Annotated in this window: 26 protein-coding genes and 1 riboswitch; of the genes, 20 read left to right on the forward strand and 6 right to left on the reverse strand. The window is 71.3% G+C overall.

Translation table 11 applies throughout. The annotated features are described in order from the left end of the window. Positions 1 to 28 precede the first annotated feature (28 nt). From ACFWWU_RS04800 to ACFWWU_RS04820, 5 genes are all read left to right on the forward strand, one after another. Complete coding sequence (locus ACFWWU_RS04800) at positions 29 to 535, forward strand: ATP-binding protein (RefSeq protein WP_384138977.1); 507 nt, start codon at positions 29 to 31, stop codon at positions 533 to 535. A 397-nt stretch (positions 536 to 932) separates the two neighbouring features. Further along, a complete protein-coding gene (locus tag ACFWWU_RS04805; RefSeq protein ID WP_384138979.1) occupies positions 933 to 1,712 on the forward strand; it encodes a polysaccharide deacetylase family protein in 780 nt (259 codons plus the stop codon). Further along, positions 1,712 to 2,896 carry a hypothetical protein gene (locus ACFWWU_RS04810; RefSeq protein ID WP_384138982.1) on the forward strand — a complete coding sequence of 395 codons (1,185 nt, stop codon included), beginning with the start codon at positions 1,712 to 1,714 and terminating at the stop codon, positions 2,894 to 2,896. Before ACFWWU_RS04805 ends, ACFWWU_RS04810 begins: the two co-directional genes overlap by 1 nt. Before the next feature lie 95 nt (positions 2,897 to 2,991). After that, positions 2,992 to 3,207: an EF-hand domain-containing protein gene (locus ACFWWU_RS04815; RefSeq protein ID WP_384138984.1), complete on the forward strand. Its 216-nt coding sequence runs from the start codon at positions 2,992 to 2,994 to the stop codon at positions 3,205 to 3,207. A 68-nt stretch (positions 3,208 to 3,275) separates the two neighbouring features. Then, positions 3,276 to 4,193 (forward strand): CopD family protein, encoded by a 918-nt coding sequence (locus ACFWWU_RS04820; protein ID WP_384138987.1) that lies wholly within the window; start codon positions 3,276 to 3,278, stop codon positions 4,191 to 4,193. A gap of 14 nt (positions 4,194 to 4,207) precedes the next feature. Here the strand turns inward: ACFWWU_RS04820 and ACFWWU_RS04825 are convergent, their stop codons facing one another. From ACFWWU_RS04825 to gcvT, 5 genes are all read right to left on the reverse strand, one after another. Next, on the reverse strand, positions 4,208 to 4,783 hold the full coding sequence (locus tag ACFWWU_RS04825) for a DUF7010 family protein (RefSeq protein ID WP_384138990.1): 576 nt from the start codon (positions 4,781 to 4,783) through the stop codon (positions 4,208 to 4,210). Between the two features lie 76 nt (positions 4,784 to 4,859). Further along, entirely contained in the window at positions 4,860 to 6,230 is a 1,371-nt protein-coding gene (locus ACFWWU_RS04830) for an L-serine ammonia-lyase (RefSeq protein WP_384138993.1), read from the reverse strand. A gap of 159 nt (positions 6,231 to 6,389) precedes the next feature. Further along, positions 6,390 to 7,658: a serine hydroxymethyltransferase gene (gene glyA / locus ACFWWU_RS04835; protein WP_384138996.1), complete on the reverse strand. Its 1,269-nt coding sequence runs from the start codon at positions 7,656 to 7,658 to the stop codon at positions 6,390 to 6,392. A 31-nt stretch (positions 7,659 to 7,689) separates the two neighbouring features. Then, complete coding sequence (gene gcvH, locus ACFWWU_RS04840) at positions 7,690 to 8,067, reverse strand: glycine cleavage system protein GcvH (RefSeq protein WP_384138999.1); 378 nt, start codon at positions 8,065 to 8,067, stop codon at positions 7,690 to 7,692. A gap of 98 nt (positions 8,068 to 8,165) precedes the next feature. After that, positions 8,166 to 9,290: a glycine cleavage system aminomethyltransferase GcvT gene (gene gcvT, locus ACFWWU_RS04845; protein WP_384139002.1), complete on the reverse strand. Its 1,125-nt coding sequence runs from the start codon at positions 9,288 to 9,290 to the stop codon at positions 8,166 to 8,168. Positions 9,291 to 9,462: 172 nt separating this feature from the next. Next, a riboswitch (glycine riboswitch) is annotated at positions 9,463 to 9,561 on the reverse strand. A 151-nt stretch (positions 9,562 to 9,712) separates the two neighbouring features. Here gcvT and ACFWWU_RS04850 point away from each other — a divergent pair. The 11 genes from ACFWWU_RS04850 (at position 9,713) to ACFWWU_RS04900 (ending at position 21,817) form a co-directional block, all read left to right on the forward strand. Beyond that, complete coding sequence (locus tag ACFWWU_RS04850; RefSeq protein WP_384139005.1) at positions 9,713 to 10,381, forward strand: AAA family ATPase; 669 nt, start codon at positions 9,713 to 9,715, stop codon at positions 10,379 to 10,381. Between the two features lie 139 nt (positions 10,382 to 10,520). Then, a complete protein-coding gene (locus ACFWWU_RS04855; RefSeq protein ID WP_384139007.1) occupies positions 10,521 to 11,261 on the forward strand; it encodes an enhanced serine sensitivity protein SseB in 741 nt (246 codons plus the stop codon). A gap of 89 nt (positions 11,262 to 11,350) precedes the next feature. Then, positions 11,351 to 12,142: an enhanced serine sensitivity protein SseB C-terminal domain-containing protein gene (locus tag ACFWWU_RS04860; protein ID WP_384139010.1), complete on the forward strand. Its 792-nt coding sequence runs from the start codon at positions 11,351 to 11,353 to the stop codon at positions 12,140 to 12,142. A gap of 363 nt (positions 12,143 to 12,505) precedes the next feature. Continuing rightward, on the forward strand, positions 12,506 to 13,543 hold the full coding sequence (locus ACFWWU_RS04865; RefSeq protein ID WP_384139013.1) for an ABC transporter permease: 1,038 nt from the start codon (positions 12,506 to 12,508) through the stop codon (positions 13,541 to 13,543). A gap of 119 nt (positions 13,544 to 13,662) precedes the next feature. After that, positions 13,663 to 15,435, forward strand: coding sequence for an ABC transporter substrate-binding protein (locus ACFWWU_RS04870; RefSeq protein ID WP_384139016.1), 1,773 nt, complete (start codon positions 13,663 to 13,665; stop codon positions 15,433 to 15,435). A gap of 114 nt (positions 15,436 to 15,549) precedes the next feature. Continuing rightward, entirely contained in the window at positions 15,550 to 16,548 is a 999-nt protein-coding gene (locus ACFWWU_RS04875; protein WP_317599346.1) for an ABC transporter permease, read from the forward strand. Further along, complete coding sequence (locus ACFWWU_RS04880) at positions 16,545 to 17,651, forward strand: ABC transporter ATP-binding protein (RefSeq protein WP_384139021.1); 1,107 nt, start codon at positions 16,545 to 16,547, stop codon at positions 17,649 to 17,651. Before ACFWWU_RS04875 ends, ACFWWU_RS04880 begins: the two co-directional genes overlap by 4 nt. A gap of 8 nt (positions 17,652 to 17,659) precedes the next feature. Continuing rightward, the gene (locus tag ACFWWU_RS04885) at positions 17,660 to 18,796 is read left to right on the forward strand and encodes an ABC transporter ATP-binding protein (RefSeq protein ID WP_384139573.1); all 1,137 of its coding nucleotides are present in this window, start codon (positions 17,660 to 17,662) and stop codon (positions 18,794 to 18,796) included. Positions 18,797 to 18,994: 198 nt separating this feature from the next. Continuing rightward, positions 18,995 to 19,672: a trimeric intracellular cation channel family protein gene (locus ACFWWU_RS04890; RefSeq protein ID WP_384139024.1), complete on the forward strand. Its 678-nt coding sequence runs from the start codon at positions 18,995 to 18,997 to the stop codon at positions 19,670 to 19,672. A 23-nt stretch (positions 19,673 to 19,695) separates the two neighbouring features. Beyond that, positions 19,696 to 20,562 carry a thioesterase family protein gene (locus ACFWWU_RS04895; RefSeq protein ID WP_384139027.1) on the forward strand — a complete coding sequence of 289 codons (867 nt, stop codon included), beginning with the start codon at positions 19,696 to 19,698 and terminating at the stop codon, positions 20,560 to 20,562. Positions 20,563 to 20,653: 91 nt separating this feature from the next. Then, positions 20,654 to 21,817, forward strand: a complete 1,164-nt coding sequence (locus ACFWWU_RS04900; RefSeq protein WP_384139030.1) for a cysteine desulfurase family protein — start codon at positions 20,654 to 20,656, stop codon at positions 21,815 to 21,817. A 39-nt stretch (positions 21,818 to 21,856) separates the two neighbouring features. Here ACFWWU_RS04900 and ACFWWU_RS04905 read toward each other — a convergent pair whose 3' ends face one another. After that, a complete protein-coding gene (locus ACFWWU_RS04905) occupies positions 21,857 to 22,516 on the reverse strand; it encodes an N-acetylmuramoyl-L-alanine amidase (RefSeq protein ID WP_384139033.1) in 660 nt (219 codons plus the stop codon). 60 nt (positions 22,517 to 22,576) lie between these two features. Between ACFWWU_RS04905 and mnmA the strand changes: the two genes are divergently transcribed. Genes mnmA through ACFWWU_RS04925 form a run of 4 tightly spaced genes read left to right on the forward strand, consistent with a single transcriptional unit; the run spans position 22,577 to position 26,035 of the window. Continuing rightward, positions 22,577 to 23,716, forward strand: coding sequence for a tRNA 2-thiouridine(34) synthase MnmA (gene mnmA / locus ACFWWU_RS04910; RefSeq protein ID WP_384139036.1), 1,140 nt, complete (start codon positions 22,577 to 22,579; stop codon positions 23,714 to 23,716). Positions 23,717 to 23,767: 51 nt separating this feature from the next. Beyond that, the gene (locus tag ACFWWU_RS04915; protein ID WP_384139039.1) at positions 23,768 to 24,307 is read left to right on the forward strand and encodes a TIGR00730 family Rossman fold protein; all 540 of its coding nucleotides are present in this window, start codon (positions 23,768 to 23,770) and stop codon (positions 24,305 to 24,307) included. Between the two features lie 7 nt (positions 24,308 to 24,314). Further along, the gene (locus ACFWWU_RS04920) at positions 24,315 to 25,019 is read left to right on the forward strand and encodes an SDR family oxidoreductase (RefSeq protein ID WP_384139042.1); all 705 of its coding nucleotides are present in this window, start codon (positions 24,315 to 24,317) and stop codon (positions 25,017 to 25,019) included. Further along, on the forward strand, positions 25,016 to 26,035 hold the full coding sequence (locus tag ACFWWU_RS04925; protein ID WP_384139045.1) for a methionine synthase: 1,020 nt from the start codon (positions 25,016 to 25,018) through the stop codon (positions 26,033 to 26,035). Before ACFWWU_RS04920 ends, ACFWWU_RS04925 begins: the two co-directional genes overlap by 4 nt. The last annotated feature ends 3 nt before the right edge of the window (positions 26,036 to 26,038 follow it).

A 26,038-nucleotide genomic window follows, 5' to 3' on the forward strand; every position in this document is an offset into this window, starting at 1 on the left:
GACGGCTCCGTGCGGCCATGATGGGGGCATGGCGGGCCTGGAGGGTACGGAGCAACCGTGGCAGCGCGGCAGCGCCGCCGCCGCACGGTGGTCACCGGCCGTGGATGACGAACAGGTCGCCGACGTACTGGAGTTGTACGGCAACCCGGCCGAGGGCGACGTGACGCTGCCGTCCCGGCCCGAGTCCGCGTGGGTGGCCCGCCGGCTCACCCAGGGCGTGGTCCTGCGCCAGTGGGGGCTCGGCCCGCAGATCGCCGAGCACGCGGTGCTGCTCGTCTCGGAACTCGTCGGCAACGCCGTCCGGCACACCGGCGCCCGGTCCTTCGCGCTGCGGCTGCACCGGCGGCGCGGCTGGATCCGGATCGAGGTCCGCGACCCCTCGCGCGGACTGCCCTGCCTGATGCCCGTGAGCGAGCTCGACACGAGCGGCCGGGGGCTCTTCCTCGTCGACAAGCTTTCCGACCGCTGGGGCGTGGACCTCGCTCCGCGCGGCAAGACGACCTGGTTCGAGATGCGGGTCGCCGACCGCGCCTGAAGCGCCTCCCGGGACGGCTCCGGACACACGAAAGCCCCCGTCCGCCGTAGTGGGGCGCCTGGGGGCTCTCGTGTGGTGCGCCGTGGACGGGGGGGGGGTGTATCCACGGCTGCTATGTCGACCTGGCCCGGGTCAATGGGGGTCGTGTCCCCGACTATGGCAGACAGGTGGCCTTGCCGCCAAAAGTCCTTACCGGTACAGAATCGGGCAAATAGGGATTGATCGTCTATGAATCATTGGTGACCTGCGGCACTCGCCTTGCAAACATTGAATGGCTATGCAGTTCATCGATTGTTTCCCCGGCTCGTCCGCATATTGGACGCCCTGGAGTGGCTCGCAAACGTCCTGAATCGGCCTAATCATCACGATTCGGTCGACATCCCTCTTTACTGGTCGCGTGAAGCCGACCGACCGCCGCGGTGCCCTCCGGGCGGGCGCGACCGCCGCCCTCGCGGGAGCCCTGGCCACCGCCTGCGGTACGGAGCCCCGCGCCGAACCCGCCTCCCGCCGCCCCGCGGCCGCGCCCGGAACCGCCCCGGCCCCGGTCGCCGCCCCCGCCCCGCGCCGTTTCCCCGGCCTCCCCGCCGAGATCGACCACGGCCCGCGCGACCGGCCCCGGGTCGCCCTCACCTTCCACGGCCAAGGCGACCCCGCCCTCGCCCGCACCCTCCTCGGCCAGGCGGAGAAGGCCGGCGCCCGCGTCACCGTCCTCGCCGTCGGCAGCTGGCTCGACGAACACCCCGGCATGGCCCGCCGCATCCTCGACGGCGGACACGACCTCGGCAACCACACCCAGCACCACACCGACATCAACGCCATGACCGAGGCCGAGGCCCACGCGGAGATCGAGGCCTGCGCCACCCGCCTGCGCCGCCTCACCGGCTCCGTCGGCACCTGGTTCCGGCCCTCCAGGACCCCGCACGCCACCCCCGCCGTCCTGCGCGCCGCCCACCGCGCCGGATACCCGCACACCCTCTCGTACGACGTCGACTCCCTCGACCACACCTCACCCGGCGCCGCCGCGATCGTCCGCAACGTCACCGGCCCCGTCCGGCCCGGATCCGTCGTCAGCCTGCACTTCGGCTACCCGGACACCGCCGCCGCGCTGCCCCTCCTCCTCACCGACCTCGACCGCCGCGGACTGCGCGCGGTCACCACCACGGAGCTGCTGACCTGATGGCACACCTCACCGGGCGAAGCGGAGCCCTCCTCGCCGCGGCCCTGCTCGTCACCCTCGCGGGCTGCGGCGGCGCGAACCGGCCCGAGGACGGCGCCGCCGCGGTCAAGAAGGCCGCCGCCCCCGCCGTACCCAAGCCGGCCGCGGCGCCCGCCGGGCTCCCCGGCATGCCGCCGCTCCTCGACCCGAACGACGTCTACGCCGCCGACCGGCCCGGCAAGCTCTCCCCGGTGGTCAAGGACTTCCCCTCCCGGGTCTACGTCCCCAACACCAACTCCAACACCGTCTCGGTCATCGACCCCGCGACCTACCAGGTCATCGAGACGATCCCGGTCGGCATCCAGCCCCAGCACGTCGTGCCCTCCTGGGACATGAAGACCCTCTGGGTCAACAACAACCGGGGCCACACCCTCACCCCCATCGACCCCGCCACCGGAGTCGCGGGCAAGCCGGTCGAGGTCCACGACCCGTACAACCTCTACTTCACGCCCAACGGCAAGTACGCCGTCGTCATGGCATCCCTCGACCGCGAACTCGTCTTCCGCGACCCGCACACCATGGAACGGAAGAAGACCGTCCCGGTGAGCTGCTACGGCGTCAACCACGCCGACTTCTCCGCCGACGGACGGTACTTCGTCGTCTCCTGCGAGTTCTCCGGCGAACTCCTCAAGGTCGACACCGAGAAGATGGAGGTGATCGGTCAGCAGAAACTGCCCTTCGAGGGCGCGATGCCGCAGGACGTGAAGATCTCCCCGGACGGCAAGACGTTCTACGTCGCCGACATGATGGCCCACGGCATGTGGGTGCTCGACGGCGAGAAGTTCACCACCCCGACCCTGCTGCCCACCGGCAAGGGCTGCCACGGCCTCTACATCAGCCGGGACTCACGCGAGATGTACGTCCCCAACCGCGGCGAGGGCTCGGTCTCCGTCTTCGACTTCGTCAAGAACAAGCTCACGAAGAAGTGGTGGCTCCCGGACGGTGGCTCCCCCGACATGGGCGGCGTCTCCGCCGACGGCAAGGTGCTGTGGCTGTCGGGCCGTTACGACTCCGAGGTCTACGCGATCGACACCACGAGCGGCAAGCAGCTCGCCCGCATCCCGGTCGGCGGCGGCCCCCACGGCCTGGCGGTCTACCCCCAGCCCGGCCGCTACTCCCTCGGCCACACGGGCATCTTCCGGTAGGCGTCACCACGGTGGTCAGTGGTCGCCATCATCCGGCAGCGGCGGGCCCGCTAATCTGACCACCGTCAGACAAGCACCGAGAAGGGGCGGAAGCAGTGGCGGACATCGAGTCGGCACGCACGGCATTCAGCAAGTTCGACGCGGACGGGGACGGCTTCATCACCGCTGCGGAGTACAAGAGCCTCATGGCGCAGTTCGGTGACTTCAACGTCACCGAGACGGTCGCCGAGGTCCTCATCAAGCAGCGCGACAGCAACGGCGACGGCGTCCTGTCCTGGGACGAGTTCTGGGCCCACTACAGCAAGGCCTGATCCGCCCGCCCGGGCGGGCGGCGCAACGCTGAGTTGCCGCCCGTCCGGGGCTCGGTGACGATCGTCCGGTGACGCTTCCCGGACCCTGCGGTACCCCGAGCCGTCTGACGGCGGCGGTTCTCGCCGCCGTCGCCGCCCTCGCCGTCATCGGCCTGGCGCTGCTGGGCGCCGGCCTCGCCCAGACGGGCACCGGCGAGCTCCGGATACCCGCCGCCGGCACCACCGCGCTCCTGCGCTTCCTCGTCCTCACGGGCCTCGCCGTCCACGTCGGCGAACTCGCCGGACGCCGCCTCGCCGGGGACGGGCCACGGCCCCGCGCCCTCTCCGTGCCCGCGGCCCTGCTCGCCGCGGCCGCCTCCGCCGGACTCCTGCTGCTCCTCGCCGTCGTCAGCGGGCTGAGCCTGCCCGTCGTGTACGGACTGCGCGAGGGCCGCCTGCTGCTCGTCACCGCCAACGCCTTCGCCCTGGCCGCCGTGTGCGCCGCCTCCCGGCGCCCGGGCCTCGCCGCCGTCCCGCTCGCCGCCGCGGTCGTCAGCGAGGCCGTGCGGGCCCACACCGAGACGTACACCCCCGCCGTGGGCATCGGGCTCACCGTCGTCCACCTCACGGGCGCCTCACTGTGGCTCGGCACGCTCCTGTACGTGCTGCGCACCATGCGGCTGCGGCGCGGCGGCCGCGAGGTCCTCGTCCGGTACGCCCGAATGGCCGCCTGCGTCTACGCGGCCCTCGCCGTCACCGGCACGGCCTCCACCCTGCGCAGGCTGCCGCTGGACGCCGTCCTGACCACGGCCTACGGCCGGATCCTGCTGGTCAAGCTGCTGCTGTTCGGCGGGGTGAGCCTGCTGGCCCTGGCGGCCAGGAGCCGGATGCTGTCCGGCGGCGACGCCGAGGCCCCGGCGCGGATCGAAGTGGCCGCGCTGGGGGTGATCGTCGTCGTCTCGGCGCTCCTCACGGTCGTGCCCGACCCGCACTGGCTCGCGCCCTGAGTCCGAGCAGCCGCTCAGCCCCGCAGGGCGACGTGGAAGGACGAGGCCCACAGCACGACCGCCGCGCCCAGGCCCACCACCGCGCGGATCGTCTCCGCCGAGGCGCCGGCCGCGAGGACGGCGAGACCCACCAGCGCGACCGCCGTCAGGGCGACCGCCGTCCCCGTGTACTGACGCTGGTCGAAGAGGCGCGCCAGGGGGAAGAAGTGCAGACCGACGACGAGACAGATCCCGACCGGGATGAACTCCGGGTGGCCCGAGGCGTTCGACGCGGCGATCACCGCGAAGATCGCCACGAGCTCGGCGGCGTTGACCAGGCCGACCCCCCGGTTCCACTTCTCCGGCAGCGTCACGGTCCGTGTCACCGGTCCGGCGGTGCCCCGGCGAGCCGCCACCAGCGCACCGGCCGTCACGATGACGGCGAGGGTGCCGACGATGCCCGACACCGCCACCGACGCGATCCCGGAACCTCCGGCGAAGGCCCAGACGAGGGCGAACACGGCGAGGACGATCGCGCCGCGGCGGCGCAGACCGCGGGTGAGGGCACGGCATTCCGCGTCGGCGGTCTCCGCCTGGGGGTGCGTCGTCATGACGCGGACACTACAGCGGCGCCCCGGCGGAGGTGCCCCTTCCGGAGCACCGGCGCCGACCGTCCGAGTAAACGGTTCAGCACTCGATGATGTTCACCGCGAGACCACCGCGCGCGGTCTCCTTGTACTTGACGCTCATGTCCGCGCCCGTCTCCTTCATGGTCTTGATGACCTTGTCGAGGGAGACCAGGTGGCTGCCGTCGCCGCGCATCGCCATCTTCGCGGCCGTGACCGCCTTGACCGCCGCCATGCCGTTCCGCTCGATGCACGGGATCTGCACGAGGCCGCCGACCGGGTCGCAGGTCAGGCCCAGGTTGTGCTCCATGCCGATCTCGGCCGCGTTCTCCACCTGCTCGGGGGTGCCGCCGAGGACCTCGGCGAGCGCGCCGGCCGCCATCGAGCAGGCCGAGCCGACCTCGCCCTGGCAGCCGACCTCGGCGCCGGAGATGGAGGCGTTCTCCTTGAAGAGCATGCCGACCGCGCCGGCCGCCAGCATGAAGCGGACGATGCCGTCCTCATCGGCGCCCGGGACGAAGTTCATGTAGTAGTGCAGGACCGCCGGGATGATGCCGGCCGCGCCGTTCGTCGGGGCGGTGACCACCCGCCCGCCCGCCGCGTTCTCCTCGTTCACGGCCATCGCGTAGAGGGTGATCCACTCCATCGCGAGCGCCGCCGGGTCGCCCTCGGAGCGCAGCTTGCGGGCCGTGTTCGCGGCGCGGCGGCGCACCTTCAGGCCGCCGGGCAGGATGCCCTCGCGGGACATGCCGCGCGAGACACAGGCCTGCATGACCCGCCAGATCTCCAGGAGACCCGCGCGGATCTCCTCCTCGGTGCGCCAGGCCTTCTCGTTCTCCAGCATCATCGAGGAGATCGAGAGGCCGGTCTCCTTGGCGAGCCGCAGCAGCTCGTCACCGGTGCGGAAGGGGTACTTCAGGACGGTGTCGTCCGGGACGATCGGGTTCTCGCCCGCGACGGCGTCCTCGTCGACGACGAAGCCGCCGCCGACCGAGTAGTACGTCTTCTCCAGGACGAGCGCGCCCTCGGCGTCGTACGCGAAGATCGTCATCCCGTTGGCGTGGTACGGGAGCGCCTTGCGGCGGTGCAGGATCAGGTCGGCGTCGAAGTCGAAGGGGATCTCGTGCGCGCCGAGGAGGTTGATCCGGCCGCTCGACTTGATCCGCTCGACCTCCTCGTCCGCGGTCTCGACGTTCACCGTGCGGGGCGAGCTGCCCTCCAGGCCGAGGAGCACCGCCTTGGGGGTGCCGTGGCCGTGGCCGGTCGCGCCCAGCGAGCCGTACAGCTCCGCCCGTATGGCCGCCGTGTGGGCGAGCAGACCCTCGTTCTTGAGCCGGCGGGCGAACATCCGGGCCGCGCGCATGGGGCCCACCGTGTGGGAGCTCGACGGGCCGATGCCGATCGAGAACAGGTCGAAGACCGAGATGGCCACGGAAGGACTCCTTGTGGGGGCTAGACGCCGTTGTCTGCCGGGGTGGTGCAGAGAAGCGTGAATGCGTCGGACATGGCGTGGGGCACCACGCTCACTGTCCAGTGTGCGCGGTGCCCCGGAGATACCGTACGAACGAAACCGGAACTAAATCGTACGAAACTACTTCAGGCCGGGGTACAGCGGGTGCTTGTCGGCCAGCGCGGTCACCCGGGCCTTGAGGGCCGCGGCCTTCTCGTCGTCGAAGCCCGGCTTCAGGGTCTCCGCGATGATGTCGGCGACCTCGGTGAAGTCCTCGGTGCCGAAGCCGCGGGTCGCGAGCGCCGGCGTGCCGATGCGCAGACCCGAGGTGACCATCGGCGGCCGCGGGTCGTTCGGAACGGCGTTCCGGTTGACCGTGATGCCGACCTCGTGGAGACGGTCCTCGGCCTGCTGGCCGTCGAGCTCGGAGTTCCGCAGGTCGACCAGGACCAGGTGCACGTCCGTGCCGCCGGACAGGACCGAGACACCGTGCGCGGTGACGTCGTCCTGGACCAGGCGCTCGGCGAGGATGCGGGCGCCGTCCAGGGTGCGCTGCTGGCGCTCCTTGAAGTCCTCCGAGGCCGCGACCTTGAAGGAGACGGCCTTGGCCGCGATCACGTGCTCCAGCGGGCCGCCCTGGAAACCGGGGAAGACCGACGAGTTCAGCTTCTTCGCGAACGCCTTCTTCGCGAGGATGATGCCGCCGCGGGGGCCGCCGAGCGTCTTGTGCGTGGTGGAGGTCACCACGTCCGCGTACGGGACCGGGTTCGGGTGCAGACCGGCCGCGACCAGGCCCGCGAAGTGGGCCATGTCGACCCACAGGAACGCCTCGACCTCGTCGGCGATCCGGCGGAACTCCGCGAAGTCCAGCTGACGCGGGTAGGCGGACCAGCCCGCGATGATGACCTTCGGGCGGTGCTCCTTGGCGAGGCGCTCGACCTCGGCCATGTCGACCAGACCGGCCTCGTCCACGTGGTACGCGACCACGTTGAACTGCTTGCCGGAGAAGTTCAGGCGCATGCCGTGGGTGAGGTGGCCGCCGTGCGCCAGGTCCAGACCCAGGATCGTGTCGCCCGGCTGGGCGATCGCGAAGAGGGCGGCCTGGTTCGCGGAGGCGCCGGAGTGCGGCTGGACGTTGGCGTACTCGGCGCCGAACAGGTCCTTGACCCGGTCGATCGCGATCTGCTCGGCCACGTCGACGTGCTCGCAGCCGCCGTAGTAGCGGCGGCCCGGGTAGCCCTCGGCGTACTTGTTGGTGAGGACGGAGCCCTGGGCCTCCATGACCGCGACCGGAGCGAAGTTCTCCGAGGCGATCATCTCGAGGGTGGACTGCTGACGAAGGAGCTCGGCGTCGACGGCGGCGGCGACGTCGGGGTCCAGCTCGTGGAGGGGAGTGTTCAGAAGCGACATGAATCGATCCCTAGGGGTCTCGGGCCCGGTCTCAGCCGGCGGAGAACGCGGTGTACTCGTCGGCGGAGAGCAGCTCGTCCGGCTCGCCCGCGACACGTACCTTGAACAGCCAGCCACCCTCGAACGGAGCCGTGTTCACCAGCGACGGGTCGTCCACCACGTTCTGGTTGGCCTCGACGACCTCACCCGTGACGGGGGAGTACAGGTCGCTCACGGACTTCGTCGACTCCAGCTCGCCGCAGGTCTCGCCCGCGGTGACGGTCGAGCCGACCTCGGGGAGCTGGGCGTAGACGACGTCACCGAGCGCGTTGGCCGCGAACTCCGTGATGCCGATCGTCGCGACGCCGTCCACGGCGTCCGACAGCCACTCGTGCTCCTTGGTGTAGCGCAGCTGCTGGGGGTTGCTCATGACCTGATTCTCCTGGATCGGGGGAGTACTGATGAACGTGGGTCTCGCGGGATGAGACCCGGGATGAGACGACTGCGTCACTTAAGGCGCTTGCCGCGCTACTTCTGGCGCTTGTAGAACGGCAGCGCCACGACCTCGTACGGCTCGTGGGTACCGCGGATGTCCACACCTACACCCTCGGTGCCGGGCGTGGCGTGCGCCGCGTCCACGTAGGCGATCGCGATCGGCTGCCCGAGGGTCGGGGACGGGGCGCCCGAGGTCACCTCGCCGATCACCACGCCGTCCTTGACGACGGAGAACCCGGCGCGCGGGACCCGGCGGCCCTCGGCGATCAGGCCGACGAGCTTGCGCGGCGGGGCGGTCTCGGCGCGCTCGGCGGCCTTCTCGAGCGCCTCGCGGCCGACGAAGCGGCCGTCGTTGGTCGTCTTCTCGAACTTGACGACCCGGCCGAGACCGGCGTCGAAGGGGGTGAGGGCGGTCGTCAGCTCGTGGCCGTACAGCGGCATGCCCGCCTCCAGGCGGAGCGTGTCACGGCAGGACAGGCCGCAGGGGATGAGGCCGACCGGGGTACCCGCCTCGGTCAGCGCCTTCCACACGCCCTCGGCGTGCTCGGGCTTCAGGAACAGCTCGAAGCCGTCCTCGCCGGTGTAGCCGGTACGGGCGATCAGCGCGGGCACGCCCGCGACCGTGCCGGGCAGGCCGGCGTAGTACTTCAGCCCGTCCAGGTCGGCGTCGGTGAGCGACTTCAGGATGCCGGGGGACTCCGGGCCCTGGACCGCGATCAGGGCGTACGCGTCACGGTCGTCGCGGACCTCGGCGTCGAAGCCGGCCGCGCGCTCGGTCAGCGCGTCCAGGACGATCTGCGCGTTCGAGGCGTTCGCGACGACCATGTACTCGGTCTCGCCGAGGCGGTAGACGATCAGGTCGTCGAGGATGCCGCCGTCCTCCTGGCAGATCATCGTGTAGCGGGCGCGGCCCACGCCCACCGTGGAGATGTTGCCGACGAGGGCGTGGTCGAGGAGCTCGACGGCCTGCGGCCCGGTGACGGTGATCTCACCCATGTGGGAGAGGTCGAAGAGGCCCGCCTTGGTCCGGACGGCGATGTGCTCGTCCCGCTCGCTGGCGTAGCGCAGCGGCATGTCCCAGCCCGCGAAGTCGGTCATGGTCGCGCCCAGCGAACGATGCAGCGCATCGAGGGCGGTAAGACGGGGGGCAGTGCTCATGGGGTGGCTCCCGGATCCCAAGGGCGGTTCGGTGACGAAACACATGACGGGCGAGGACGTCCTCCCCATCTGTCATGGAACCTGAGAGGTTCACCGAGAGCATCTCGTCACCGAGAGGTCGGCTTGCACCTTGGGTGGGGACACGGCAGGGTGTCCCGCTTTTCAGATCTGCCTCATCCACGCGGTACGGGGCCTGAGAGATTCAAGGGAGGGTCTTGCTCCTTCGGCGTCCGGACGCGTGAGCGTTCCGGAACTCTCCCGCGCGGATTCGAGCGGCCGGTATGAGGTTGTATGGCGACTGAGCGCGCCTGGCGCGCACATCATTGCACGCGTGCTCCGCGCGGCACATCACTTGTATCTCATTACCGCTTCTTTACACTTTGTGGGCAAGGGTCTCCTGAGGCCCGGCAGGGGGAGCAACGATGGGGATCCAGCACACCGGCGCATACGGAACCAGTACCGGCCTTCCGACCCAGCGTGCCCGGGCCAGGGCCAGGACCGGCCGCCGCGGCCGGCTCCTGCGGGACCTGCGCGAGCGCGGCGGCCGGGGGCCCCGTGCCCTCACCTTCGCCGCCGGCGACCTCGTCGTCGTCTCCGGGCTGCCCGGCAGCGGCAAGTCCACCCTCATGCGGCGCGCCGCCGACGGCCGGGGCATCGACTCCCAGGACGTCCGCGAGCGCTGGGAGGCCCGCATGCCGCGCTTCCTGCCCTACGCGGTCTACCGCCCCCTGGTACGGGTCGCGCACTACGCCGGACTGCGCCACGCCCTGCGCTCCGGCGCGAGCGTCGTCGTGCACGACTGCGGCACCCAGTCCTGGGTGCGGGGCTGGCTCGCCCGCGAGGCGCGCCGCCGCGGCGGCGCCCTGCACCTGGTCCTGCTCGACGTCGACCCGGACACCGCGCGCGACGGCCAGCGCGCCCGGGGCCGCGGTGTCTCCGCGTACGCCTTCGCCCGGCACCGGCGGGCCGTCGGCCGGCTCCTGCGGGCCGCCGAGTCCGGGGCCCTGCCGCACGGCTGCGCCTCGGCGACGCTCCTCGACCGGGACGCCGCGGACGCCCTGCGGAGGATCGGCTTCCGCGACACGGCCTGAGGGTCGACCCTGGCGCGGCCCGAGGGCCCCTCTCTTGCTCGTACCCACTGCTTTTGGCCACGGCGGCGCCAGGGCGGCGTTAGGGTGCTGCGGGGCGGCGCGGGAGGGTGCGCCCGCGCGAGACAGGGGAAGAGGGACCGTGGACGTGACGTGGCCGGGCAATGAGCTCGAAGAGGTGCTGGCCGCCTCGCTCGGCAACCCCGCCGCAGGGGGCCGACTCGTCGAGGTGCTGGGCCGCAGCCCGGTCTGGGTCCCCCTGCCCAACGGCGGCGGCCCCGACAGCCCCGACCTGGACCTCGCCACCATGGAGATCGACGGCGCGGCCTTCGTCCCCGTCTTCAGCTCCGAGCAGCAGTTCCTCGCCTGTGTCGGCACGCACATGTCCTACACCGTCGCCCCCGCCCGCGACTTCGCCCGCGGCCTGCCCCCGCAGCTGGGCATCGCCGTGAATCCCGGTGGCACCGTCGGCGTCCCGCTGCCCCCGCCCGCCGTGGCGGAACTCTGCCGCGCCGGCCGCACCCCGCTCGACGGCCCGGCCACCGGCGGCCGCGTCCGGCTCTTCGAGCCCGACTGGCAGGACGACCCCGTCGACTTCCTCGCCGCCGCCTCCGCCGAATTCGAGGCCGCGGGCGTCGTCGCCACCGCCCGCCGCGCCCTCGCGAGCGTCGAGGGCACCGAACCCGCCCTCTTCATCGGCGTCCAGCTCGCCGCCTGGGACGGCGTCGACCGCAACGCTCCCCTGGACGCCCTCGGCCGCGCCCTCGGCCGCGTCGAGGTCGCCTGGCCGGTCAACCTCATCCTGCTCGACATGGCGCAGGACCCGGTCGGCGACTGGATGCTGGAGCGGGTACGCCCCTTCTACCAGCGCGCCGCCGGGTGAGCGGCACCCTGTTTAAGCTGAACTGAATCGGTAGCCGGACGGACGACGTCCGGGCGGACGTGGTGAACGGAAGAGGGGCGGGACCCAGGGTGAGCGCGTCAGGCACCGCTGCGACCGGTCAGGTCGAGCACATGCTGCGCCAGGTGGCACCCGGACGCTACGACGCGTACGAGCGGCTGCTGCACGCCCTGGCCGACGGCGAGGTCTGGATGCTGCTCTGGCAGGGCTCGCCCGGCTCGTCCGAGGCCCAGTACGGGAACATGGAGGTCGACGGCTTCGGCTACGCGCCCTGTGTGACCTCCGCGCAGGAGCTCGCCGCCTCCGGCTGGAACCGCGCCCACGAGCTCGTCACCGGCCGCGAGATGGCCCGCGCCCTCTACCCCGACCGTTGGGGCATCTGGCTGAATCCGCACGCTCCCGGCGGCGGCGTCGGCATCCCGTGGGCCGACCTGCGCCGCATCGCCACCGGCCTCGACCGGATGCCCGCCGGGCCGCTGCGCGTCAGCGAACCCGCACTGGAGATCCCGCAGTTCTACGCCCTGCTCACGCAGAACGCGCACCGCACGCCGGCCGTTCGGTCGCTGCGCCGCGGCTGGGTGCAGCCCGCGCTCGGCTCCCCGTACCTCGCCGTCGGACTCGACCTGTACGACACCTCCGCGGCCGCCGTCGACTCCGTCCGCGCGATGATGCGCCAGTCGATCTCCGCCGTGCCGGACGGGCTGCCCGTCTCGACGGTCGCGCTCTCCGACGCGTACGACCCGGTGGCCCTCTGGCTGAGTGCCAACGCGCGGCCCTTCTACGACCGCGAGGCGCACGCCGGACGCGGATCCGCCGCCGTGCCGGGATACGGCTACCCGCCGCCGACTCCGTCCGGATACTGAGACGCCACTCTTTTCCCCCTGCGCCCCACCGGCCTCCGGAGTCTTCTCCGGAGGCCGTTGTTCGCCCCAATACCGCACCTCGAACGCCTAGTTGTGCGACATGTCCGATTGCGGTGAAGAGGACCCGAGATGGTCCGCTCAGGTGATCGCGACGTCCGGATAACGGAAGTCGCAGCACCGCATCACGTTTGAGCAAACATTCCTCGTCAGGGCTGGCGGGTGATCACAAGCGCATTGAAGACTCCCCGGAACACCGGGCGTTCGGCTCCCTTCGAATCGAAGCCCCGCAGGTTGTTCCACCGAGCCGCTACCCGCGGCAGGGCAAGGGCCGGCTACCGGCGGCCGAGAGGGGTCCTCACCACGATGACGGCACCACTGCACGAGACGAGTGCGGGCGAGTCGACCGCCACCGTCGTCGGCACGCCCGACGCTCCCGGCGCTCCGGACAACTCCGGCACCTCCGACGCCTCCGTCAAGGCGATCCAGGGCCGCTCGCCCTGGCAGATCGCCTGGACGCGCCTGAAGCGCGACAAGCTCGCCCTCGCGGGCGCCTTCGTCGTCGTCTTCCTCGTCCTGGTCGCGATCTTCGCCCCGGTCATCGTCGGCCTCCTCGGCCACCCGCCGGACGAGTTCCACGAGGACCAGATCGACCCGCTCTTCGGCACGCCGATCGGGTCCTGGGGCGGCATCAGCTCCGACTTCCTCCTGGGCGTCGAGCCGGTCAACGGCCGCGACGTCTTCAGCCGGATCGTCTACGGCGCCCGGATCTCGCTGCTCGTCGCCTTCCTCGCCGCGGTCTTCGCGGTCGTCCTCGGCACCGTGCTCGGCATCGTCGCGGGCTACTTCGGCGGCTGGATCGACGCGGCCCTCAGCCGGGTCATGGACGTCATGCTCGCCTTCCCGCAGCTCCTCTTCACGATCGCCCTGGTCTCGGTGCTGCCCAACCAGCTCCTCGGCCTCGACGGCTCCGGCGTGCGCATCGCCGCCCTGGTGGTCGTGATCGGCTTCTTCGGCTGGCCGTACGTGGGCCGCATCGTCCGCGGCCAGACCCTCTCGCTGCGCAACCGCGAGTACGTCGAGGCCGCCCAGAGCCTCGGCGCCGGCCGTCTCTACATCCTGCGCCGCGAGCTGCTGCCCAACCTGATCGCCCCGATCATGGTCTACGCGACCCTCATGATCCCCACCAACATCCTCACCGAAGCGGCGCTCAGCTTCCTCGGCGCGGGTGTGAAGCCTCCCACCGCTTCCTGGGGCCAGATGCTGTCGACGGCCATCACCACGTACGAGGCGGACCCCGTGTTCATGGTGATCCCCGGCCTCGCGATCTTCATCACCGTCCTGGCGTTCAACCTCTTCGGCGACGGCGTGCGTGACGCGCTCGACCCGAAGGGCTCCCGCTGACCGCTCGTCGACGGACCCAAGACGACACAAGCCCCGCCCCTGCCGCTGGCGACAGGAGGCTCATCCCCCAACGGCGGACCGACATGACGGCCGTCACTACTCCGGAGGTTGCGAGACCCATGACACTGATGAGCTCTCAGAGGCGCAGAATCGCCGCGGGCGCGCTGCTGGCAGCGGCCACGATGGTCGTCACCACCGCGTGCGGCGGTGGCGGTGGCAAGACCGAAGGCAAGGACGGCAAGACGAGCACGGCCGGCTTCAACGCCGCCGTGAACAAGGTCGCCAACCCCTCGGACAAGAAGGGCGGCGAGCTGAAGTTCATCGGCTCGCAGGAGGCCGACTCGTGGGACCCGCAGCGCGGCTACTACGGCTTCGTGTGGGACTTCGCCCGCTACTACACCCGCCAGCTGGTCACCTTCAAGGCCGAGCCGGGCGCCGCCTCCACCGAGCTCGTCTCGGACCTCGCCACCGACACCGGCAAGGTCTCGGCCGACGGCCTGACCTACACCTTCACGCTGAAGGACGGGGTCACCTGGGAGGACGGCAAGCCGATCACCTCCAAGGACATCAAGTACGGCATCGAGCGCATCTGGGCCCAGGACGTCATCTCCGGCGGCCCGATCTACCTCCAGCAGGTCCTCGACCCCAAGGGCGAGTACAAGGGCCCGTACAAGGACACCTCCGCGGACAAGCTCGGCCTGAAGGCGATCGAGACCCCGGACGACAAGACCATCATCTTCAAGCTGCCGGTCGCCAACGGTGACTTCCTGCAGATGCTGGCCATGCCCGCCGCGTCCCCGGTCCGCCAGGACAAGGACACCAAGGCCAAGTACCAGCTGAAGCCCTTCTCGTCCGGCCCGTACAAGTGGCAGTCGTACACGCCGAACAAGTCGATCAAGCTCGTCCGCAACGACAAGTGGGACGCGAAGACCGACACGGTCCGCAAGGCCCTGCCGGACACCGTCAGCGTCACGTTCACCACGAACGCCGACGACATGGACAACCGTCTGGTGGAGGGCGAGTACGACCTCGACATCAACGCGACGGGTGTCGGCGCCGCCGCGCGCCAGAAGGTGCTCCAGCAGCACAAGGGCAACGTCGACAACCCGCAGACGGGCTTCATCCGCTACGCGGTCTTCCCGCAGACGGTGATCCCCAACGTCGAGTGCCGCAAGGCCATCATCTACGCGGCCGACTCCAAGTCCCTCCAGACCGCCCGTGGCGGCCCGCAGGGCGGTGGCGACATCGCCACCAACATGCTGCCGCCGGCGCTCAAGGGTGCCGACGCCAAGGCCGACCCGTACGGCAAGCTCGCCGGCGCGCCGGACCTCGCCAAGGCGAAGGACGCGCTCAAGAAGTGCGGCAAGCCGAGCGGCTTCAAGACCACGATCGCGGTCCGCAACAACAAGAAGGTCGAGATCGCGACCGCCGAGTCCCTCCAGCAGTCGCTGAAGGCCGTCGGCATCGACGCCCAGATCGACCTGTTCGACGGCGCCCAGACGTCCGGCATCATCGGTTCGCCGAAGGTCGTCAAGGACAAGGGCTACGGCATCATCATCATGGGCTGGGGCGCCGACTTCCCGACCGGGCAGGGCTTCCTCCAGCCGCTGGTCGACGGCCGCTTCATCCTCCAGAGCGGTAACAACAACTTCTCCGAGCTGAACGACAAGGCCATCAACGGCCTGTTCGACCAGGCGCTGAAGGAGACCGACCCCGACAAGGCCGGCGAGCTCTACAAGCAGATCAACACGAAGGTCTCGGAGGCCGCGGTCTACCTGCCCTTCACCCACGAGAAGAACATCATCTGGCGCAGCTCCCGGCTGACCAACGTCTACACGGCGGACGCCTACAACGGCCGCTACGACTACGCGTCGCTCGGCGTCGTCAAGTAATCCGACCCGCTACACCGGCGCACCACCCGCCGCCAGGTCCGAAGGGCAGGTGATGGCCGAGGGCGGCGGCAGGGGGATCCGATCGGATCCCCCTGCCGCCGACCGGCCGACCGCATGCTTGCATACATAGTCCGACGGCTCTTCGCAGTCGTCGCGATGCTGCTCGTCGTCACACTCGTGACGCTCAGCATCTTCTTCCTCATCCCCAAGATGACCGGCAGCGACCCTGCCGCGATGTTCGTCGGCAAGCAGGCGGATCCGGCTTCCATTGAGGGCATCCGTCAGAAGCTGGGCCTGGACGAGCCGATCCTGGTTCAGTTCTGGCACTTCGTCTCCGGCATCTTCGTCGGCCGGGACTACACGGGCGGTGGCGAAACCATCCACTGCGCGATGCCCTGTTTCGGCTACTCGTTCCGCACCGAGCAGGAGGTGTGGACGATGATCGTCGACGCCTTCCCCGTGACCCTCTCCATGGTCCTCGGCGCCGCCGTGCTGTGGCTGGTCCTGGGTGTGTCCACGGGTGTGATCTCCGCGCTCAAGCGCGGCACGATCATCGACCGCGCGGCGATGATCACCGCGCTCGCGGGCGTCTCGCTCCCCATCTTCTTCACCGCCATGCTGGCGATGCTCGTCTTCCGCACCCAGCTCCAGTGGGTCGACGCCTCGTACACGCCGATCACCGAGTCCTTCACCGGCTGGTTCGGCGGCCTGCTCCTGCCCTGGGTCACCCTCGCCTTCCTGTACGCGGCGATGTACGCGCGGCTCACCCGCGCCACCATGCTGGAGGTCCTCGGCGAGGACTACATCCGTACCGCCCGGGCCAAGGGTCTGCCGGAGCCTGTCGTGCTCGGCAAGCACGCGATGCGCTCCACCATGACCCCCATCCTGACCATCTTCGGCATGGACCTCGGCGCCCTCGTCGGCGGCGCGATCCTGACGGAGACCGCGTTCAGCCTCCACGGCCTCGGCGGCCTGGCCATCAAGGGCGTGAGCGAGCGTGACCTGCCGCTGATCCTGGCCGTCACCCTCATCACCGCCGCCTGCGTGGTCATCGCCAACCTCGTCGTGGACCTTCTGTACGCGGTGATCGACCCCCGAGTGAGGCTCGCATGACGGACAAGCTGACGAAGACGGGCGCGGCGCTCGGAGAGCCCGTCGCACGCTCGAAGGACGCCCCGTCGGACGCCTTCCTCGACGTACGCGACCTGAAGATCCACTTCCCGACCGACGACGGTCTGGTCAAGTCGGTCGACGGCCTCAGCTTCCAGCTGGAGAAGGGCAAGACCCTCGGCATCGTGGGCGAGTCCGGCTCCGGCAAGTCGGTCACGTCGCTCGGCATCATGGGCCTGCACACGGTCGGCCAGTACGGCCGCCAGAAGGCGAGGATCTCCGGCGAGATCTGGCTCAACGGCCGTGAGCTGCTCTCCGCGGACCCCGACGAGGTCCGCAGGATGCGCGGCCGCGAGATGGCGATGATCTTCCAGGATCCGCTGTCCGCGATGCACCCGTACTACACGATCGGTCACCAGATCGTGGAGGCGTACCGCGTCCACAACAACGTGGACAAGAAGACGGCGCGCCGGCGGGCCGTCGAACTCCTCGACCGGGTCGGCATCCCCGAGCCCGCCAAGCGGTTCGAGAACTACCCGCACGAGTTCTCCGGCGGCATGCGGCAGCGCGCGATGATCGCCATGGCGCTCGTCAACAACCCCGAACTGCTCATCGCGGACGAGCCGACCACCGCGCTCGACGTGACCGTGCAGGCGCAGATCCTCGACCTGATGCGGGACCTCCAGAAGGAGTTCGGCTCGGCGGTCGTCATCATCACCCACGACCTCGGCGTCGTCGCCGAGCTCGCCGACGACATCCTCGTGATGTACGGCGGGCGCTGTGTCGAGCGCGGACCGGCCGAATCCGTCTTCTACGAGCCGCAGCACCCCTACACCTGGGGTCTGCTCGGCTCGATGCCGAGGATCGACCGCGAGCAGACCGAGCGGCTCATCCCGGTCAAGGGCAACCCGCCCAGCCTCATCAACATCCCGAGCGGCTGTGCCTTCAACCCCCGCTGCCCGTACGCGGACGTCCCCAAGGGCGGCATCACGCGCACCCAGCGGCCCGAGCTGGCGCCGGCCGGCGACCGCCACTTCTCGGCCTGCCACATGCCGCAGGAGGAGCGCACCCGGATCTGGACCGAAGAGATTGCGCCGAAACTGTGAGCGAGACCATGGAACCCCTCCTCAAGGTCACCGGCCTGAAGAAGCACTTCCCCATCAAGAAGGGGCTGCTCCAGCGCCAGACCGGTGCGGTCAAGGCGGTCGACGGGATCGACTTCGAGGTCCTGCCCGGTGAGACCCTCGGCGTCGTCGGCGAGTCCGGCTGCGGCAAGTCCACGATGGGCCGGCTCATCACCCGGCTGCTCGAACCGACCGACGGCACGGTCGAGTTCCAGGGCAAGGACATCTCCCACCTGGGAGTCGGCGGGATGCGCCCCTTCCGCCGGGACATCCAGATGATCTTCCAGGACCCGTACGGCTCGCTGAACCCGCGCCACACGGTCGGCACGATCGTCTCCGCGCCCTTCAAGCTCCAGGGCGTCGAGCCCGAGGGCGGCGTGCGGAAGGAGGTCCAGCGCCTCCTGGGTCTCGTGGGCCTCAACCCCGAGCACTACAACCGCTACCCGCACGAGTTCTCGGGCGGCCAGCGCCAGCGCATCGGCATCGCCCGGGCCCTGGCCCTGAAGCCGAAGCTGGTGGTGGCGGACGAGCCGGTGTCGGCCCTGGACGTCTCCATCCAGGCCCAGGTGGTCAACCTGCTGGACGACCTCCAGCAGGAGCTCGGCCTCACGTACGTGATCATCGCGCACGACCTCTCGGTCATCCGGCACGTCTCGGACCGCATCGCGGTGATGTACCTCGGCAAGATCGTCGAGCTCGCGGACCGCAAGTCCCTGTACGAGAACCCGATGCACCCGTACACCCGGGCCCTGATGTCCGCGGTCCCGATCCCGGACCCGCGCCGGCGTGGCGTCAAGAGCGACCGCATCCTGCTCACCGGCGACGTCCCGTCCCCGATCGCCCCGCCGCCGGGCTGCCGCTTCCACACCCGCTGCTGGAAGGCGACGGACCTCTGCAAGACCCAGGAGCCCCCGCTCCTGGAACTCCGCCCGGGCCAGCGCGTGGCCTGCCACCACCCGGAGAACGCGGAGTCCCTGACGATCCCGGGGGCCCGGGAGTCGGTCGAGATCACGAAGTCCGAGGAGAAGGCGACGGAGCCGGCGGCGGAGTCCGAGGCAGTGGCGAAGGCCGCGCCTGGGGCCGAGGCGCCGCAGTCGTCGCCCGAGGGCGACGCTCCGAAGGCGTGACACCGAGAGGCCCCTGCCGCAGAAGCGGCAGGGGCCTCCGGCGTGCCGCCCGCGGGGCGGGCGGTCAGGTCGTCCGCGTCGCGCGGCGGACGCGCGCGCGGGGGGCGGGGGCGGGAGCCCCCGGTCCCGTCAGGGTTTCGGGGAGGGGCGGGGTGGGGGAGTCGCCGCCCCCACGGGAACTACCGGGACAATGGGGCGGTGCTCCACGATCTGTTCAGCCCCGACGTCCAGCACGCCCTGGACCTCGTCGGCATCTTCGTCTTCGCCATCTCCGGCGCCCTCCTCGCCGTCCGCAAGAACTTCGACGTCTTCGGCATCGCCGTCCTCGCCGAGGTCACCGCCCTCGGCGGCGGTCTCCTCCGCGACCTGATCATCGGCGCCGTACCCCCGGCCGCCTTCACCGATCTCGGCTACTTCGTCATGCCGCTGGTCGCGACCGTCCTCGTCTTCTTCCTCCACCCGGAGGTCGAGCGGACCCAGACCGCCGTCAACGTCTTCGACGCCGCCGGCCTCGGGCTGTTCTGCGTGACCGGCACGACGAAGGCGTACGACTACGGCCTCGGCCTCACCTCCTCCGCCGCGCTCGGGCTCGCGACCGCCGTCGGCGGCGGTGTCCTGCGGGACGTGCTCGCCAACGAGGTGCCGTCGCTGCTGCGCTGGGACCGGGACCTGTACGCCGTCCCCGCGATCGTCGGAGCGACGATGGTCGTCCTCTGCATCCGCTTCGACATGCTGAACGCCTTCACCAGCGGCGCCGCCGTCCTCACGGCCTTCGTCCTCCGGCTCCTCGCGATGCACTACCACTGGCGCGCGCCCCGCGCCTGGAACCGCCGCTCCTCCGCCCGCGAGGAACCACAAAAAGCTACCGCTCAGTAATGAGCCGGTGTACCGTCGGAACCATGAGCACGAGCACCGAGACGACCGCCGCGACGACCGCCGTCGAGACCGCGAGCGAGTTCGACCGCGACACCGCCGTCACCCTCCGGGCCCCCGGCGTCTACGACGCCGACCTCTCCGCCGGCTGGACGATCATCCAGGCCGTCAACGGCGGCTACCTCCTCGCCCTGCTCGGCCGCGCCCTCGGCGACCACCTCCCGCACCCCGACCCGTTCACGATCTCGGCGCACTACCTCACGCCGTCCGTGCCCGGTCCCGCGGTGATCCGGACCGAGACCGTCCGTACCGGCCGGACCCTCTCCACCGGGCAGGCCTCGCTCTTCCAGTACGCCGAGGACGGCACCGAGGTCGAACGCATCCGCGTCCTCGCCTCGTACGGCGACCTCGACGCCCTCGCCGACGACGTCCGCACCACCGCGACGCCGCCCGCGTTCGCCCCGATCGAGAACTGCTTCAGCGCCGCCGACAACCCGGCCCCGAGGATCCCCGGCTCCTCCGCCATCGCCGACCGCCTGGACCTCCGCCTCGACCCGGCGTGCGTGGGCTGGGCCGTCGGCGCCCCGTCGGGCAAGGGCGAGATGCGGGCCTGGTTCGGACTCGCCGACGGCCGCGAGCCGGACGCGCTCTCCCTGCTGCTCACGGTCGACGCGCTGCCGCCGACCTCCTTCGAGCTCGGCCTCAAGGGCTGGACCCCGACCGTGGAGCTCACCACCCACGTCCGCTGCCGCCCGGCCCCCGGCCCCCTGCGGGTCTCCATCACGACCCGTAACCTCGCCGGCGGCTTCCTGGAGGAGGACGCCGAGGTCTGGGACAGCGCCGACCGCCTGGTCGCCCAGTCCCGCCAACTGGCCCGCGCCCCGCGCGCCTGAACCCCCGGGCGACCCGCGTGACGGTGTGAGCAGGAGCGTAAACAGGCCGGACGCCGAGGCCGCCGTGGTGGACTCGTAGAATCGACCCACCATGGCTTACCTCGACCACGCCGCGACCACGCCCATGCTGCCCGAGGCGATCGAGGCGATGACCGCCCACCTCGCCGTCACGGGCAACGCCTCCTCCCTGCACGCCGCCGGCCGGCGCGCCCGGCGGACCGTAGAGGAAGGGCGCGAGATGCTCGCCGCCGCGCTCGGCGCGCGGCCCAGCGAGGTCGTCCTCACCTCCGGCGGCACCGAGGCCGACAACCTCGCCGTGAAGGGCCTCTACTGGGCCCGCCGCGACGCCGACCCGCGCCGTACCCGCGTCCTCGCCAGCCCGGTCGAGCACCACGCCGTCCTCGACGCCGTCGACTGGCTCGCCACCCACGAGGGCGCCGACGTCGAGTACCTGCCCGTCGACCGCTACGGCCGGGTCCACCCCGAGGCCCTGCGCGAGGCGATCGCCCGCGACCCCGGGTCCGTCGCCCTCGCCACCGTCATGTGGGCGAACAACGAGATCGGCACCGTCATGCCGGTCCGCGGACTCGCCGACGTCGCCGCCGAGTTCGGCGTCCCCCTGCACGCCGACGCCGTCCAGGCCGTCGGTCAGGTCCCGGTCGACTTCGCCGCCTCCGGCCTCGCCGCGATGACCGTCTCCGGCCACAAGATCGGCGGCCCGTACGGGATCGGCGCCCTGCTCCTCGGCCGCGAGTACGCCCCCGTCCCCGTCCTGCACGGCGGCGGCCAGGAGCGGCACGTGCGCTCCGGCACCCTCGACGTGCCCGCCGTCGCCGCCTTCGCCGTCGCCGCCCGGCTCGCCACCGAGCGCCGCGAGGAGTTCGCCCGCGAGGTCGGCGCCCTGCGCGACGCACTCGTCACCGCCGTCCGGACGACCGTCCCCGACGCGATCCTCGGCGGCGACCCCGTCGAGCGGCTCCCCGCCAACGCCCACTTCACCTTCCCGGGCTGCGAGGGCGACTCCCTGCTCCTGCTGCTCGACGCCGCCGGCATCGCCTGCTCCACCGGCTCCGCCTGCACCGCCGGCATCGCCCAGCCCAGCCACGTCCTGCTGGCCACGGGCACCGACCCGGACCTGGCCCGGGGCACCCTGCGCTTCTCCCTGGGCCACACCTCCACCGAGGAGGACGTGACGGCCGTCGCCGAGGCGATCGGCCCGGCCGTGGAACGGGCGAGGACCGCGGGCCTTAGCTGAGGCGCGGGCCTCGGCCGGGGGACGCCCGGCACGTCCGGTTCACACGGGCTTCTTCGACGCCTCGCGCACGAGCCGCAGGTAGCGGTCCCAGTCCCAGTGCGGCCCGGGGTCGGTGTGGTCGGTGCCCTCGACCTCCACGTGCCCGATGATGTGCTCCCGGTCCACGGGTATCCCGTGCCGGGCGCAGATGTCGGCCGTCAGCCGCGCCGACCCCGCGTACATCGCCGCCGTGAAGTCCTGCGGCCGGTCGACGAACCCCTCGTGCTCGATGCCGATGCTCCGCTCGTTCATGTCGCGGTTCCCCGCGTGGAACGCGACGTCGAGCTCCCGGATCATCTGCGCCACATGGCCGTCCTTGCGGACGACGTAGTGCGTGGCGGCCCCGTGCCACGGGTTCTTGAAGACCTTCAGCGCGGTCGCGTAACTGCCCTGCACGACATGGATCACGACCCGGTCTATCCCGTAGTCGTCCGGCCGGTCGGCCCGCCGCCAGTTCGCCTCCGCCGCCGACGTCCACTCGGCGCGCTTGTGGTCGAGCTCGCCCTCGACGCGCTTCCCCTCCATCCCCGGCAGCCGCCACCACGCGCGCGCCAGCTCGTCCCTGGCCAGCGCGGCCGTGCCCAGCACGGCGACCCCGCCGCCGAGCAGGACGGCCCGCCGCCCCACCCGCCTGTCCGCACCGCTCCCCTTGCTCCCCATGCCCAAGAGAACGCTTACTCCCGCGACCATGGTTCCCGGGCCCCGTACCCTGGTAGGGCTATGACTCAGACTCCGCCCTCGCGCCCCCGCCCCCTCCGGGTCCTCGCCGCCATGTCCGGCGGCGTGGACTCCGCCGTCGCCGCCGCCCGTGCCGCCGAAGCGGGCCACGACGTCACCGGCGTGCACCTCGCGCTCTCCGCGAACCCGCAGTCGTTCCGCACCGGAGCGCGCGGCTGCTGCACGATCGAGGACTCGCGCGACGCGCGCCGGGCCGCCGACGTCATCGGCATCCCGTTCTACGTGTGGGACCTCGCCGAGCGGTTCCGCGAGGACGTCGTCGACGACTTCGTCGCCGAGTACGAGGCGGGCCGCACGCCCAACCCCTGCCTCCGCTGCAACGAGAAGATCAAGTTCGCGGCGCTGCTCGACAAGGCCCTCGCCCTCGGCTTCGACGCGGTCTGCACCGGTCACTACGCCACGGTCGTCCTCAACGACGACGGCACGCGCGAGCTGCACCGCGCCTCCGACATGGCCAAGGACCAGTCGTACGTCCTCGGCGTGCTCGACGAGAAGCAGCTCGCCCACGCGATGTTCCCCCTCGGCGACACCCTCACCACCAAGGACGAGATCCGGGCGGAGGCCGAGCGGCGCGGGCTCGCGGTCGCCAAGAAGCCCGACAGCCACGACATCTGCTTCATCGCCGACGGCGACACCCAGGGCTTCCTCGCCTCCCGCCTGGGCAAGGCGGAGGGCGACATCGTCGACGAGGCGGGCGCGAAGATCGGCAGCCACGACGGCGCGTACGGCTTCACCATCGGCCAGCGCAAGGGGCTGCGGATCGGCCACCCGGCCGCGGACGGCAAGCCCCGCTACGTCCTCGACATCTCGCCCGTGAACAACACGGTCACGGTCGGCCCCGCCGAGGCCCTGGACGTCACCGCCCTCACCGCGATCAAGCCCCGCTGGTGCGGCACGGCCCCCGAGGGCTCCGGCCGCTACACGGCCCAGCTGCGCGCCCACGGCGGCGAGACCGAGGTGACGGCAATCCTGGCGGACGGCGAGCTCACGGTCACCTTCGACGAGCCGGTCCGCGGCGTGGCCCCCGGCCAGGCGATCGTGCTCTACGACGGCACGCGCGTCGTCGGCTCGGCCACGATCGCCACGACGACCCGCCGCACGACGGAGCCCACCCCGGCGTAACCGGCCGGCGGAGGTCCGGGAAGCCGCTGGTCACCCCCTACGGTGGAGCGCATGAACATCTGCGTCTTCCTCTCCGCCGCCGATCTCGACGAGCGCTACACGGCTCCGGCGCGCGAGTTCGCCGGCCTCCTCGGCAAGGCCGGCCACACCCTCGTCTGGGGCGGCTCCGACACGGGCCTGATGAAGGTCGTCGCGGACGGCGTCGAGGACGCGGGCGGCCGGCTCGTCGGCGTCTCCGTCGACTTCCTCCAGGCCAAGGCCCGCCCCGGTACGGACCAGATGGTCGTCGCCCGGGACCTGGCCGAGCGCAAGGCGCTCCTCCTCGCCAAGTCCGACGCGATCGTCGTCATGGTCGGCGGCATCGGCACCCTCGACGAGGCCACCGAGATCCTGGAGCTGAAGAAGCACGGCCGGCACACCAAGCCGGTCGTCCTGCTCAACACGGCGGGCTTCTACGACGGCCTGAAGACCCAGCTCCGCCGCATGGAGGACGAGGGCTTCCTGCCGATCCCGCTCACCGACCTCGTCTTCTTCGCGGAGGACGGCCCGACGGCCCTCGCCCACCTTGAGGGGAACATCGCGTCCCGCTGATGCGAGCATGGTGCCCATGGCTACACATGTGATCACCGGAGCCGGTTCCGGCATCGGCGCGGCCGTCGCGCGCCGCCTCCACGCGCGCGGGGACGAACTCGTGCTGCACGCGCGCGACGCGGGCCGCGCCAAGGAGCTTGCCGCGCGGTTCCCCGGGGCGCGGACGCTCGTCGGGGACCTGGCCGACCCGGACCGGCTGTCCTGGGCCTTCTCGCACCAGACCATGCCGGAGCAGGTGGACAGCCTGCTGCACATCGCGGGCGTCGTCGACCTCGGGCCGGTCGGGGAGCTCACCCCGAAGACCTGGCACCACCAGCTCAACGTCAACCTGGTCGCCCCGGCCGAGCTGACCCGGCACCTCCTGCCCCAGCTGCGGGTCTCCCAGGGCCACGTCGTCTTCGTGAACTCGGGTGCCGGGCTCGCCGCGCACGCCGAGTGGAGCGCGTACGCCGCCTCCAAGCACGGCCTCAAGGCCCTCGCGGACTCCCTGCGCCACGAGGAGCACGCCAACGGCGTGCGGGTGACCTCGGTCTACCCGGGCCGCACCGCGAGCCCCATGCAGGCCAAGGTGCACCAGCAGGAGGGCAAGGAGTACGACGCGTCGAAGTGGATCGACCCGGAGTCGGTCGCGACGGCGATCCTCACCGCGATCGACCTGCCGCGCGACGCTGAGATCAACGACCTGACCGTCCGTCCGGGGCGACAGGCATGAGCGAAACAGACGCAGACAAGGGCGACGCGAGGGCCTTCGGTCCCGCCACCGGCGTCGGGTCCCTGCCCGGCGGCGACGCCCGCGAGGCCGCGAAGACGGTCACCGGCTCCTTCGAGGACTTCCCCTTCCTCGCGGAGCTGCCCGCCCGCGGGCCCGGCGCCGACATGATCGGCCGGACCATCGGGATGCTCGTCGACCTGTACGCGCACGTCGAGCCGAGCGGCTGGCGGATCAGCGACCGGCCCGGCCGGGACACCAAGCGGGCCCGCTCCTGGCTCGGCGAGGACCTGGACGCCCTGGAGGAGTTCACCCAGGGGTACGAGGGCCCGCTCAAGGTCCAGGCCGTCGGCCCGTGGACGCTCGCCACGGCCCTGGAGCTGCGCGGGGGCGAGGCGGCCCTCGGCGACGCGGGCGCCTGCCGCGATCTGGTCGGCTCCCTCGCGGAGGGGCTCCGCACCCACCTCGCGGAGCTGGCCAAGCGGATCCCCGGGGCCCGGATCGTCCTCCAGCTCGACGAACCCTCGCTCACGCCCGTCCTGCGCGGACAGGTCCGTACCGCGAGCGGCTACCGCACCTACCGGGCCGTCGACCGGCAGGTCGTCGAGAGCGCCCTGCGGGACGTCTTCGCGGTCCACGACGGACCGGTCGTCGTCCACTCCTGCGCCCCCGACGTCCCCTTCGCGCTGCTGCGCCGGGCCGGCGTCGCCGGGGTCTCGTTCGACTTCGGGCTCCTCACCGAACGTGACGAGGAGCCGATCGGCGAGGCCGTGGAAGCGGGCACGAAGCTCTTCACCGGTGTGGTGCCGTCCACCGACGGCCCGTTGTCGGACCCGGGCGGTAGCGTCATGGGTGTCAGGACGCTGTGGCGCAGGCTGGGGCTGAATCCGGGGACTCTCGCGGAGTCCGTGGTCGTCACCCCCACGTGCGGGCTCGCGGGCGCTTCGCCCGCCTACGCCCGCGCGGCGCTCGCCCACTGCGCCCGGGCGGCGAGATCGCTGGCGGACAACCCAGAGTGACCG

Origin of the sequence: Streptomyces sp. NPDC058650 (assembly GCF_042717315.1) — a bacterium.
GTDB lineage: Bacteria > Actinomycetota > Actinomycetes > Streptomycetales > Streptomycetaceae > Streptomyces.

Coding starts and splice junctions, on each gene's coding strand:
- ACFWWU_RS04810 (WP_384138982.1), top strand. CDS start 1,712: ATGGCACACCTCACCGGGCGAAGCGGAGCCCTCCTCGCCGCGGCCCTG.
- ACFWWU_RS04915 (WP_384139039.1), top strand. CDS start 23,768: ATGAACATCTGCGTCTTCCTCTCCGCCGCCGATCTCGACGAGCGCTAC.
- mnmA (WP_384139036.1), top strand. CDS start 22,577: ATGACTCAGACTCCGCCCTCGCGCCCCCGCCCCCTCCGGGTCCTCGCC.
- ACFWWU_RS04870 (WP_384139016.1), top strand. CDS start 13,663: ATGACACTGATGAGCTCTCAGAGGCGCAGAATCGCCGCGGGCGCGCTG.
- ACFWWU_RS04900 (WP_384139030.1), top strand. CDS start 20,654: ATGGCTTACCTCGACCACGCCGCGACCACGCCCATGCTGCCCGAGGCG.
- ACFWWU_RS04865 (WP_384139013.1), top strand. CDS start 12,506: ATGACGGCACCACTGCACGAGACGAGTGCGGGCGAGTCGACCGCCACC.
- ACFWWU_RS04825 (WP_384138990.1), bottom strand. CDS start 4,783: ATGACGACGCACCCCCAGGCGGAGACCGCCGACGCGGAATGCCGTGCC.
- ACFWWU_RS04920 (WP_384139042.1), top strand. CDS start 24,315: ATGGTGCCCATGGCTACACATGTGATCACCGGAGCCGGTTCCGGCATC.
- gcvT (WP_384139002.1), bottom strand. CDS start 9,290: ATGAGCACTGCCCCCCGTCTTACCGCCCTCGATGCGCTGCATCGTTCG.
- ACFWWU_RS04895 (WP_384139027.1), top strand. CDS start 19,696: ATGAGCACGAGCACCGAGACGACCGCCGCGACGACCGCCGTCGAGACC.
- ACFWWU_RS04800 (WP_384138977.1), top strand. CDS start 29: ATGGCGGGCCTGGAGGGTACGGAGCAACCGTGGCAGCGCGGCAGCGCC.
- ACFWWU_RS04885 (WP_384139573.1), top strand. CDS start 17,660: ATGGAACCCCTCCTCAAGGTCACCGGCCTGAAGAAGCACTTCCCCATC.
- ACFWWU_RS04905 (WP_384139033.1), bottom strand. CDS start 22,516: ATGGGGAGCAAGGGGAGCGGTGCGGACAGGCGGGTGGGGCGGCGGGCC.
- ACFWWU_RS04925 (WP_384139045.1), top strand. CDS start 25,016: ATGAGCGAAACAGACGCAGACAAGGGCGACGCGAGGGCCTTCGGTCCC.
- gcvH (WP_384138999.1), bottom strand. CDS start 8,067: ATGAGCAACCCCCAGCAGCTGCGCTACACCAAGGAGCACGAGTGGCTG.
- ACFWWU_RS04880 (WP_384139021.1), top strand. CDS start 16,545: ATGACGGACAAGCTGACGAAGACGGGCGCGGCGCTCGGAGAGCCCGTC.
- glyA (WP_384138996.1), bottom strand. CDS start 7,658: ATGTCGCTTCTGAACACTCCCCTCCACGAGCTGGACCCCGACGTCGCC.
- ACFWWU_RS04850 (WP_384139005.1), top strand. CDS start 9,713: ATGGGGATCCAGCACACCGGCGCATACGGAACCAGTACCGGCCTTCCG.
- ACFWWU_RS04875 (WP_317599346.1), top strand. CDS start 15,550: ATGCTTGCATACATAGTCCGACGGCTCTTCGCAGTCGTCGCGATGCTG.